Origin of the sequence: Klebsiella sp. OBRC7, assembly GCF_000293135.1 — a bacterium.
Taxonomy (GTDB): Bacteria; Pseudomonadota; Gammaproteobacteria; order Enterobacterales; family Enterobacteriaceae; genus Klebsiella; species Klebsiella michiganensis.
In genome coordinates, this window is record NZ_ALNJ01000129.1 from 26,070 (window position 1) to 37,333 (window position 11,264).

Consider the following 11,264-nt stretch of genomic DNA (forward strand, 5'->3'; position numbering starts at 1 on the left):
CTAAATTTTAAATTTATGTTGAGCCGTAACGCCTCCAAAGTCATTTATCGCACGCCACGATACTTCACCACTCGCTACTGTTGTCTGAGGTAGCGATAGCGTCTGGAATGGTAAAACCATTGGAGGTTTTGCTAATTCTTTACCATTAACTTTTACATCATAAAGCGACACGCTATAAGGAGTCGGATTATGCACACTGAGTTTTCCACCCGCGGCGGAAAAGGTTAATTGCTGATAAGCTAATGAAGGGTCGCCTTTTAATCCTGCCGGGCGATAAAAAAGTTTCATTTTACTTTTTACAGCAATCAACAACTCATTCTTCGCCTCCGCCGACGAAGAAGGTATTGATTTAATATTCAACCAATACACGCTTTCGCGGTCTTGAGGTACAGCGTTACCGGCTAACATCACACGTACAGAATTCTGCGCATGTGGATTTAATTTAAATAGCGGCGGCGTAGTGACAAAAAGGCTATCACCATCATCACTGTTCTCATTTTTACTGACCCATGACTGAATTAAATAGGGTGTATTATCTGGGTTACTTACGCTGATCGCCGCTTGATGACCAGTGCCATTATAAATTAATCGGGTGCCACCAATTTCCACACCACTGATGGCGCTTGTTGAGATAAGTAACAAACTCACAGCGATTTTTTTTAATACTTTCCGAAACATGAAGAGATCCTGAGAGACTAAATCAGGGCCACAAAGGGCCCTGCGGTTACTGATAAGTTACGGTAAATGACGTTGAGGAATTTGCTGTTCCTGCACCAACTGCGCCCGTCGCCATATATTTAGCGAAGTAGGTCAGGGTATTATTCACATCTTCCAGCAAAGTCACGCTTGCCGAGGTGGAGCCTACTGGAATAAGCGTCGTGCTATCCTGCTCATAAAGGGCCACGCCAACATTCGATGCAGTTTGCCCGTTGCTAAGAGCCAGAATAGAAGGATTCGCGGCACTGGTGGTACCATCAAAACGAATGCTGGCGCTGGAAACGCTGGCAGGGCAGGATTTCAGCACAATGTTAAAGCGCTTCGCCGCCGCCGTAGCACCATTACCACCGGTAAATGCCGTGGTAGAGATAGTGCCGAGATCAACAGGTTGAGAAATAGCGGAAGTATCAACTACGCAGGCTGTCCCCGTAATGTTTCCGGTAAAATTGATAACTCCGTCAGCGGCATTTGCAGCCTGAAATACGGACAGAGACATAAGTGCAGAAATCAGTGCAATCTTTTTCATATATAAGTTCCAGATAATTAATTAAATTTTTGAAAATAAATAAGCAATCCTAAAAAATCTTTGTAGCTTTCACCTCCATAAATTTTTAACGAGTGACAACACTCAGTTATATTCGCAAGTGCTTAACTTATAGGATTCGCTGCGCACAATATTTTGATACAGCGAAACGCGATTGTTCTGCTGAAGCTTAAATATCAGACTGCGCCGATGGGTATAAAACGTTTTCATCGTCATCCCTAGCTCAATACCAATTTCTTTAGCATCCAGGCCTTTCTGCATACAAGAGAGCACTTCTTTCTCACGACGAGAAAGTGAATATTTCACTCTATAGTTATATCTTGAATTCTTAACCAGTAAACATGAGGGGATCTCATTCAATCGACATTTTTTATCAATAAAAATGAAATCCGGCAGATGCATTAATGCATAATAGTCAAGATCATTGGTAATAAACGCAATAACTTTTCTGCCGGGAAATATGTGCTTTCGCACCTCTGACAGGTTTATCGTTTCAATATCTATAATATAGTAATTTTCATCAATCAACTCCGGCGTTAACAACGCACAGATGCCGACGATAAAAAAGTAATCATCAGAAAAAATGGCGTCTGACAAATCCATAAAACTTACCTTTCCGACATAATCCTCTTTGTTATTTAGCGTCTGTAATCCCTTTCATGTTTCGATGTAAAATTTACAGAAAATATTTTTTTATGACAGCATAAAAGTAATGGTTTTCACTTATTAAGTTAAAAACGATCGTTTCTACTATCTTTTCATCTTTCATGGATTATTAATCCATAAAGAGCGCCAATGGCCAAACCAAAAATCCAACAATAAATAAAAATATGGAATTTAAAACTAGCACAATGCATAGGTGCAACTTAATGATCTATTAGTCTTTGATAGCCAGAACCTGTAATAACCATGATTTTAGATTTTTCTTAGACAATATTCCCTTAACAGTTAACGAAATATATTGCGTCGGAACAGGGCTAATTTTACCTGGTTAACCGCAGGGTAACATCAGCGAACGCTGATAATTCTGTCAGGAAGGGCCTACAGATGTAGGACAAGAGATTATGACTGGAAACATTCGATGGACTGTTCCAGCTTATTAAGCGAACTTTCTATTTGGTCCAAAACGTTGATAAGTTCTGTCGTCGAAATAGCATCGGGCAGCCGGTCTTCAAGCCGTTGGGCAATATTGACCAATTCATTAGCCCCCAGAAGCTGGGCAGTACCGTTGAGGCGATGAATATGATGTTTCACAGATGGATAGTTCTCCTCGCGAGCGGCCACTCGGGCGGCCTCCAGATCGCGTCGATTTTCCCGCTGCGCATCGCGCAGAGCCGTGAGCATCAGCGACCGATTGCCTTGCGCCAGCACCGCCAGCCGCTTCTCATCAAACGCAGCCCGCCTCGTCTCGCTCACTTCGGCTAACAGTCGAGAAATTTGCGCAAGCGTAATCGGTTTAAAAAGACATCCCGTCATTCCCGCCGCAAGACAACGTTCACGTTCATGCTGCTGTGCCGTCGCAGTCAGTCCCCAGATAGGCAGCTTGCTATCAAATCCTCGCACCTGCCGGGTCAAGGTGATTCCATCCATCACCGGCATATTGAGATCGGTAATAACCAGGTCGTAATGGTCCTGCTGGAGATAGCGTAACGCCTCTTCACCATTTCCGGCTTCATCGGCAGCAATACCCAGGTTGGCGAGCTGGCGTTTGAGTAGAAGACGGCTGGAGGGGTGATCGTCAGCGATTAATACTCGCAGCGCTCTGTCAATGACCGACGATGAAGGCTCGGTTGCAACGGATTCAGGAATGGCATCATATGACGTTTGCACTGGCAGGCTTAGCACCACGCGGGTCCCCCGATTAAGCTCACTGTGCAGATCAATTGTCCCTCCCATTTGCTGCATCAGCGCTCTCGAAATCGCCAGCCCCAGGCCAGAACCACGATGAAGTTCCCCCACATTCCCCTGGCTGAAGGGCATAAACAGGGACTTTTGTTCTTCGCTTCCGATCCCTGGCCCTGTGTCACTCACCGAGATCGTCAGCGTGCGATCGCGCTTTCTCGCCGACACCTGAACGCGCCCATCACGGGTGAACTTCACCGCATTACCAATCACGTTGGTCAGCACCTGTCCCAACAACTGAGGATCAAGCTGCATGGCTTCTTTGGGTTCCAGATGCGATTCGTAGCACAGCGCTATTCCCTTTTGCGCGGCAAGTGCAGTAAAGAGCAATATTTTTTCTCTTATCAGGGCATCCGTATGCACCCACTTCACAACCACCTCTTGTAACCCAGACTCTATCTTTTCGAGGTCAAGAATCTCACCAATCAGTTTTAGCAATGAGCGTGAAGCCATCGCGGCATGCTCGACCGACGCTTTATCGGCAGGCGTGAGGTGGGTAGTAGACTGCTGCAGAAGTTCCAGAAATCCGACAATCGCACTAACCGGCGTGCGGATCTCGTGGCTCATGTAAGAAAGGAATTCACGCTTCTCTTCATTTGCCTTCTGGGCTTTGTTTTTTTCAATCTCGAGTAAACGCTGGGATGCCTTTCTTCTGCGAACTTGCAGTGCCAGGTAGGCCACCCAGAGTAAAGCACTTACCACCAGCAAAGCTGCGAGAGCAGCCACCAGATAGAAAGGCCGGTTATATAGCTCCCAGGTATCTATTCGGACGTCCGGCAGGCGTATCCACTTACTGACAATCTGCAAAACTTCTTTCTGCGGAATATCATCAAGCGCTTTATCAAGAATCTGCCTTAATTCAGGCTCAGAACGAGGAACACCAAAACTGATTGCCGCTGGCTGTGCTTCCGCTAGCGGAAGCCACGCTAGCTGGTCAGGATAATAGTGCTCGCTAAGGTAGCGAGCGGTCAGTTGATTGGAAATCGCGGCATCAACCTTCCCTGTTGCAACAAGATTTAATGCTACGCTGGAGTTCTCGACTTCCTCCCAGTGGATATTCGGATGACGGGTTTTCATTTTCATCAGTAGAGTGTGATCAGCGCTGATTGCCACCCGGGTCCCCGGCTGAAGCGCGGTTTCCTGTGCATCCTCCTTTCTGACCACGATGACAAACTGGGTGGTAATAAAAGGATGGGTAAAGGAGAGATCGTTTTCGCGGCTCAAATCATAGGTAGCAGCCTGTACAATATGCCAGTTGCCCTTTTTCATCTCAGAAATCATATCTTCATTCGATTTGACGACAACCGTTTCAAACTGCATTCCCGTTTGCAGACCGATCAGATTAAGAATATCCCCTATCACCCCACGTATTTCCTGATTACTATCGGCCATGGTATACGGCGCAAACCATGGATTAATAATCACCCGCAGCGTCTTGTGACTCTTTAACCACTGCTTTTCACGCGAGGTGAGATTGAGCGGTTCAAGTAGAAAAGAGAGATTGCCTTTATCAATCGTCGACTGCGCAATTTGCCCGTGGAGATTTTCATCTATCGCGCTGATGGTGCTGTTAATAATCTTCCGCAAACGCGCCTGCGCTGGTAAAAATAAAAAGTGGCTCGTTTTCTGCGGCGAAGACCAGAATTTAACTGTACTCAACGCCAGGCTGAACTCCTGCGACAGCCAGGTACTGGTGGTCAGCGAGTCCCCCATAAACCACGCATTTTGCCCGTAGGCAACAGAGCTCAGCGCTTCCTGATAATTGGCGTAATTGGCAATCTCGGCATTCGGAAACGCCTGATGAATAAAATCAGCATCAGGGTAACCTTCAACAACCGCCACGCGCGTACTCTGCGGGCTGTGTAAGGGGGCCATGACGTTTGCCAGAGAAGTCACCAGCCCCGGCCAGGAATGGACCAGTGAAGCAGAAAGCTGGATCCCCTCTTCCACAGAGGGCCGGGTATCAAGGCCGGTCAGCACCGTATCAATTTCACCCGCCCTAAGTGCGCGAATCGCATCGGCGCGATTTTGATACCCCAGCACGGTAATGCGGATATTCAGCGAGTAGTGGATTAGCGTCAAATAATCCGCATTCATTCCCCGGTAGCGTCCGGTAAGCGTGGTTTGCACCAGCGGAGGCTGTCCCGGTAGATAAACCCCCACGCGTAGCGCTCTTTTCTGCTGCAGCCACCGCCTGTCATCCTCGCTCAAATAAACCGGAACCGGCGTGATGTAGCTGTAGCCAGACAGCTCCAGTTCAACCGGAGACTCGCCCTGCGCATGAACGCCATGAGCGCTAACTATCCAGATAATAAGGAGTATTGCGCGCCACGCTTTCATCGTCAGGTCAGCTTATTTTGATGGGCAAAGGAGAGGAGTTCGACCAACGATTTACAGCCTAACTTTTCCATCAGCCGCGTTTTATAAGTACTCACCGTTTTAGCGCTAATAAACATGGCTGCGCCAATCTGCGAATTGTCTAAGCCGCTTAGCATATAACTCATCACCTTCATTTCCTGCGCCGAGAGTGATTCCAGACGTTGGCTATCCGTTAGCGCAACCGTCGGTTCTTCGAGGAAAAAAGGAAAATAGCTATAACCATTATGCGCTGCATTAATCGCCGCCAGAATATTATCCATATCCTGTCTTTTACTAATAAAAGCGTTCGCCCCCGCCTGAGCGCAGCGTTTACTGTAATAACGATCGTTTTTTGCTGACACCACAATTAATATCCCGGTAAAACCCTGTGCTCTGAGTTTTTCCACCAGCTCAACGCCATTAATACCGGGGATTTCAACGTCCACAACGACAATATCCACCACCGTTTTTGCCAACGCCTTTAGGGCCGCTGCCCCGTCTTCATACTCGTTGATAATGGTAATGCGCTGCTTTTCCAGCACGCTACGAATGGCCATGCGCGCCAGGGGATGGTCATCCACAATGATTGCACTACAAGATAGACACTCGCTCATATGCCCACCCGAAAGAATTTCTTCTTAAGAAACACCCTATTTACGATAATAGCCTGGCGGCACCACCGGACTGATTAATAAATGAATATTTGTTGTTCTCACGCACGTTATTCACGCAATTTTGTGCCTCTACTAATCTAAGCTACTCATTACCTTAGACACTGTTACCGCCTTCACACCCCGGAAGGTTACATGTTACTTTCCGCGTCATTTGTTTTTAAAACAATAAGATAAATAGATTCACGCCCCCTGCTCCTGCTAATTTTATGCCTGAAACGCACCCTGTGCGCAGTTCTAAAAGAGAGATAAACATGAAACGAGCTGTGAACGCCCTACAAAACTTTGGAAAATCACTGTATGGACCGGTACTTATCTTGCCGATAGTGGGTCTGTTTATCGCTTTTGGCAACGTGCTCGGTAACGGTAACCTTGCTGAATACCTGCCTTTCCTCGGCCATCCTTTCATACAGAATATCGGCCAGCTAATCGCCAAATCTGCGGTATCGGTACTGGTGAATCTGGCGCTAATCTTCGCCGTGGGTATTCCTGTTGGCCTGGCCACGCGCGATAAAGGCTACGCGGCGCTCATCGGCCTCGTGACATTTATCGTCTTTATCAACGCTATGAACATCACGCTTCAGCTACAGGATAAGCTCGCGGCACCCGAGCAAATGAAAGCGGCGGGTCAGAGCATGGTTCTGGGCGTTCAGGTACTCGAGATGGGGGTCTTCGCCGGGATCCTTACCGGTGCGCTTTCAGGCTATCTCTACAATAAATACTCCCCCGTGCAGTTCTCCGGGGCTATGGCAATCTACTCTGGCCACTGCTTCGTTGCCATCATCATGCTGCCGGTCTCAATGCTGCTTGGCGTGCTGATGAGCGAAGTGTGGCCGTTCGTTCAGCACGGTATCAGCGCGATGGCCCTGGCGATTAAAGGCTCCGGCCCCTTCGGTGTAGCGATTTACGGGTTTCTTGAGCGTATTTTGGTGCCGACAGGACTGCATCATCTGGTCTATACCCCCTTCCTTTATACCGAACTGGGCGGAACACAGGAGGTATGCGGCACGGTTTATCAGGGCGCACGTAATATTTACTTCGCCGAAATGGCCTGCCCGCAGGTCAAACAGCTCAGCAGCACGGTGGTCTGGGATGCTCGCGGCATCAGCAAAATGTTCGGCCTGCCTGCCGCCGCGCTGGCGATGTACCTGACCGCAAAGCCAGAGCGTAAAGCCGCAGCAAAAGCAATACTTATCCCGGCAGCGTTGACCTCCCTGCTGGTCGGCGTGACCGAGCCTATTGAGTTTTCTTTCCTGTTCGTTGCCCCGCTGCTGTTTGTTGCCCATGCCGTGCTGACCGGCCTCGGCATGATGCTCTTTTCGCTGTTTGGCGTTCATGCGATCGGCGCGAATGGCATTATCGATTTCATTCTTTATAACCTCCCGCTGGGCACCGAGAAGTCAAACTGGCCGATGTATATCGGCGTCGGTCTCATTATGTTCGCGCTCTATTTTGTCGTATTCCGCTTCCTGATCCTTCAATTCAATATGAAGACGCCGGGCCGTGAGGATGATCAACAGGAGACGCGGCTGTATAGCAAACAAGAGTATCAGGCCAAAGGAAAAAACGACGGACTGGGCGAAACAATTATCGCTGGTCTTGGCGGGCGTCAAAATATTGACGTCGTTGATAACTGCTACACCCGTTTACGCGTCACCGTGAAAGATGTCGACATCATTGATGAACCCGCGCTCAAGGCAACAGGCGCGAAAGGCATCATCAAGCAAGGTAATAACGTCCAGGTGGTCTACGGACTGCACGTCAAGAAAATGCGAGAAGCCGTTGAGATGTTTCTCTGAAGGAGATAATCATGTTTAAACCCCCGTTCATTTTGACCATTGCCGGAGGCGGCAGTACCTATACTCCAGGCATCGTAAAAAGCCTGATGGTGCGGCTGAGCGAGTTTCCGCTGGCGGAAATCCGCCTCTATGATATTGATGAAAAGCGGCAAAATACCATCGCGCCGGTTGTTGAGAAAGTGATACGAGACCATAGCGCAACCATCCGCTTTAGCGTGACAACCGATCCCGAGGCCGCCTTCAGCGGCGCACATTTCATCTTCGCTCAAATGCGCGTGGGCCAGTATAAAATGCGCGAGCAGGATGAAAAAATCCCGCTGCGTCACGGCGTTGTCGGCCAGGAAACCTGCGGGCCGGGCGGGTTAGCTTACGGTTTACGTACTATCCTGCCGATGGTTGAGCTGATTGATTTTGTGACCCGCTATGCGCATGAAAAAGCCTGGATTGTTAACTACTCCAATCCGGCGGCCATCGTAGCCGAAGGCGTACGCCGACTGCGACCGAATGCGCGAGTGCTCAACATCTGCGATATGCCGGTCGCGGCGATGCGAAATATGGGCGCGATCCTTGGCGTCGATCGCCATAAGCTAGAGGTCGATTACTTCGGTCTGAACCATTTTGGTTGGTTTACCCGCGTTCTGGTCGATGGCGAAGATAAACTGCCGGAGCTACGTCGCCATATCGCCAAATTCGGTTTATTAACTGAAGATGCCGCGAAAACTGACCCTCAGCACTCCGACCCGTCGTGGGTGAAAACATGGCGAAATATCCAGCCAATTATGGATAATTTCCCAGACTATTTGCCAAACCCCTATTTACAGTACTACCTGATGCCAAACCAGATTGTCGAACATCAGGATCCTGACTACACCCGTGCGAATGAAGTGATGAACGGCCGGGAGAAAAAACTGTTTGCCGCCGCCGAAGAGTATCAGCGCACCGGTATCCTGTCGGATGCGTTTCATGTCGGAGTACACGGCGAATTCATCGTTGACGTTGCCCGCTCCCTGGCGTTCAACCTGCATCAACGACATCTGGTGATGGTCGAAAACCGGGGCGCAATAAGCAACCTGCCCTACGATGCGGTAGTTGAGATCCCTGCCTACATCACCTCAGAAGGTCCGGAACCTATCCGTGTGGGCCAGGTGCCGCTATTCCATCAAACCTTACTTCAGCAGCAGTTGGCATCAGAACAGCTGCTGGTGGAAGCGACAATTGAAGGCAGCTACGAAAAAGCGCTGCAAGCCTTTACGCTCAATCGCACCGTCCCGACAATGGCGCATGCGAAAGCAATCCTTGACGAGATGATCGACGCCAACCGCGAGTATTGGCCCGCCCTGCATAGAGCCTGGCGCGAGGGTGAAGCGATATAAAAACGGCTTTTAACGCGGCTCAGTCCTGAGCCGCTTGTCGGCAGCGCAAAAAAAAACGACAATCTCTGCACAGGCTAACGTCACCCCCGCGTTTATGAAGGGCAGTTAACGCTATTTCGAAAGCCGGGTCTCGGGTAACCCTTTAATCTCCAGAGGTGATCTTGCTTTTCATCCCCACCATTCAGGTTGTGAAATGAGTAACCGGCTGGCGACGCTTTTAACGCGCGGTAACGCCCTGACCCGCGCGGAATATCGGGTGTTGTCGTACCTTACTGAACATCCCCTGCTGATCGGCAATATCACCGTTCGCCAGTTGGCAAAGGCCACTTTCGTCTCTACCGCTACCATTATGCGTTTGTGTCAGAAACTGGGTTTTAGCGGCTACAGCGAATTTATCTGGCACTGCAAGCAGTTGCTCTCCGAAACGCCTCACATTGCTCCTCAAACACAAATCGCCGCGGATTTGCCCGGTCTTTTCAACCAATTTATCGCTAACTATCAGCAAACTTTTCACTGGGTCACCGCGGACAAACGTGATGGCTTTTGCTCGTTGCTGCGCGAAAAGGAGAGTTTTTTTCTCTATGGCGCCGGATTTTCTTATCTTTTTGCGGAATATCTGACAAAGAAGCTTCAGGTGTTGGGCAAAACGGCGTTTATCTCCGGACCCGGCGATAGCCGCAATATTTTCTTAAGCAATGCCGCACGGTATCAGGTGTTTATCGCGGTGTCGCGCAGTGGTGAAACAGAACAGGTACTTGATAAAGCGCGGATAGCAAAAAATATCGGCATGACGGTGGTCGCGTTTACCCGCGCATCAGCCAATACCCTTGCCGGCATCGCCGATCTGCACTTTGCGCTGTATGACGAAGCGGTACATTTTGCTGCGGAGGCCTCAGGCGTCACCTCCTTTGAGTCAAATCTGGTCCTGCTGATGGATTTACTGCTGCTGGAAGCGACCGGTTAAAACGCCGGTTCCAAAATAACTCTTCCCCAGGCCAAAGTGCCGCGCCCTGGATTGATTTTTAACGGTCAAACGGGTACGTTGCCTCATAAATCCAGGGAGATGGTTGTAAATCATGCCAATTATTCAATCTGTTGAACGCGCGTTACAGATCCTGAATCTGTTCAATGAACAGACGACAGAGCTAAAAATTACCGACATCAGCAAACAAATGGGGTTGAGTAAAAGCACCCTTCACTCTCTGCTCAAAACGCTACAGCTGCATGGATATATCGATCAAAACCCTGAAAACGGTAAATATCGGCTTGGCATGAAGCTGGTTGAACGGGGTTACTTTGTCGTGGGTACCATGGATATTCGCCAGAAAGCGAAAGGCTGGCTGACTGAGCTCTCTTCACGCACCGGCCAGACCACTCACCTCGGCATCCTTGATGGACGCGAGGGTGTCTATATTGAAAAAATCGAAGGCAAGCTAGCTGCCATCGCTTACTCCCGTATTGGCCGTCGCCTGCCAGTCCACGCAACGGCAATAGGCAAAGTTCTGGTGGCATGGCTTAGCAAAGAGGAACTGGAGACGCTGCTGATCGATTATTGCTTCACCGCCTACACTCCCGCCACCATTACCTCCGCAGAAGCCCTACGGAAAACGCTGGCACTGACCCGCGAGCAAGGTTACGCGTTTGATAACGAAGAAAATGAACAGGGCGTCCGCTGCGTGGCAGTCCCTATCTGGAACCATGAATCGCGCGTCATTGCGGCATTAAGCCTCTCAACGCTGACCTCGCGGGTGAACGATGAAGAGCTGGCGAGTTTTCGCCAGCAGCTTCAGGAAGCCGGGCTCCAGCTTTCGCGCGCGCTGGGTTACCCGGGCTAAATGCCTACTTTACCGTCGGCTGGTAGGTAAAATAGTCGAAATCAGCGTAGCAACCATCACCGCTG

General features: G+C 49.4%; 9 protein-coding genes. 4 read left to right on the plus strand and 5 right to left on the minus strand.

Annotated features, from left to right (window positions below):
* The 5 genes from HMPREF1144_RS24315 to evgA all read right to left on the minus strand — a co-directional run bounded on the left by HMPREF1144_RS24315 (position 1) and on the right by evgA (position 6,135).
* On the minus strand, positions 1-678 hold the full coding sequence (locus HMPREF1144_RS24315; RefSeq protein ID WP_009654277.1) for a molecular chaperone: 678 nt from the start codon (positions 676-678) through the stop codon (positions 1-3).
* Positions 679-724: 46 nt separating this feature from the next.
* Entirely contained in the window at positions 725-1,243 is a 519-nt protein-coding gene (locus HMPREF1144_RS24320) for a fimbrial protein (RefSeq protein WP_004123832.1), read from the minus strand.
* 102 nt (positions 1,244-1,345) lie between these two features.
* Complete coding sequence (locus HMPREF1144_RS24325) at positions 1,346-1,864, minus strand: helix-turn-helix transcriptional regulator (RefSeq protein ID WP_004123835.1); 519 nt, start codon at positions 1,862-1,864, stop codon at positions 1,346-1,348.
* Positions 1,865-2,323: 459 nt separating this feature from the next.
* Complete coding sequence (locus tag HMPREF1144_RS24330; protein WP_009654275.1) at positions 2,324-5,503, minus strand: response regulator; 3,180 nt, start codon at positions 5,501-5,503, stop codon at positions 2,324-2,326.
* Between the two features lie 2 nt (positions 5,504-5,505).
* Positions 5,506-6,135: an acid-sensing system DNA-binding response regulator EvgA gene (gene evgA / locus HMPREF1144_RS24335; protein ID WP_004853363.1), complete on the minus strand. Its 630-nt coding sequence runs from the start codon at positions 6,133-6,135 to the stop codon at positions 5,506-5,508.
* A 311-nt stretch (positions 6,136-6,446) separates the two neighbouring features.
* On the opposite strand from evgA, the gene HMPREF1144_RS24340 reads away from it, so the two are divergent.
* The 4 genes from HMPREF1144_RS24340 (at position 6,447) to HMPREF1144_RS24355 (ending at position 11,199) form a co-directional block, all read left to right on the plus strand.
* A complete protein-coding gene (locus HMPREF1144_RS24340; RefSeq protein WP_032743030.1) occupies positions 6,447-7,991 on the plus strand; it encodes a PTS transporter subunit EIIC in 1,545 nt (514 codons plus the stop codon).
* Between the two features lie 11 nt (positions 7,992-8,002).
* Positions 8,003-9,364 carry a 6-phospho-alpha-glucosidase gene (locus HMPREF1144_RS24345; protein ID WP_009654293.1) on the plus strand — a complete coding sequence of 454 codons (1,362 nt, stop codon included), beginning with the start codon at positions 8,003-8,005 and terminating at the stop codon, positions 9,362-9,364.
* Positions 9,365-9,557: 193 nt separating this feature from the next.
* On the plus strand, positions 9,558-10,328 hold the full coding sequence (locus HMPREF1144_RS24350; RefSeq protein WP_004123848.1) for a MurR/RpiR family transcriptional regulator: 771 nt from the start codon (positions 9,558-9,560) through the stop codon (positions 10,326-10,328).
* 112 nt (positions 10,329-10,440) lie between these two features.
* Positions 10,441-11,199, plus strand: coding sequence for an IclR family transcriptional regulator (locus tag HMPREF1144_RS24355; RefSeq protein ID WP_004853370.1), 759 nt, complete (start codon positions 10,441-10,443; stop codon positions 11,197-11,199).
* Positions 11,200-11,264: the final 65 nt, after the last annotated feature.

Excerpts from the sequence above, each read along its gene's own strand:
- HMPREF1144_RS24315 (WP_009654277.1), bottom strand. The coding sequence starts at position 678 with ATGTTTCGGAAAGTATTAAAAAAAATCGCTGTGAGTTTGTTACTTATC.
- HMPREF1144_RS24320 (WP_004123832.1), bottom strand. The coding sequence starts at position 1,243 with ATGAAAAAGATTGCACTGATTTCTGCACTTATGTCTCTGTCCGTATTT.
- HMPREF1144_RS24325 (WP_004123835.1), bottom strand. The coding sequence starts at position 1,864 with ATGGATTTGTCAGACGCCATTTTTTCTGATGATTACTTTTTTATCGTC.
- HMPREF1144_RS24330 (WP_009654275.1), bottom strand. The coding sequence starts at position 5,503 with ATGAAAGCGTGGCGCGCAATACTCCTTATTATCTGGATAGTTAGCGCT.
- evgA (WP_004853363.1), bottom strand. The coding sequence starts at position 6,135 with ATGAGCGAGTGTCTATCTTGTAGTGCAATCATTGTGGATGACCATCCC.
- HMPREF1144_RS24340 (WP_032743030.1), top strand. The coding sequence starts at position 6,447 with ATGAAACGAGCTGTGAACGCCCTACAAAACTTTGGAAAATCACTGTAT.
- HMPREF1144_RS24345 (WP_009654293.1), top strand. The coding sequence starts at position 8,003 with ATGTTTAAACCCCCGTTCATTTTGACCATTGCCGGAGGCGGCAGTACC.
- HMPREF1144_RS24350 (WP_004123848.1), top strand. The coding sequence starts at position 9,558 with ATGAGTAACCGGCTGGCGACGCTTTTAACGCGCGGTAACGCCCTGACC.
- HMPREF1144_RS24355 (WP_004853370.1), top strand. The coding sequence starts at position 10,441 with ATGCCAATTATTCAATCTGTTGAACGCGCGTTACAGATCCTGAATCTG.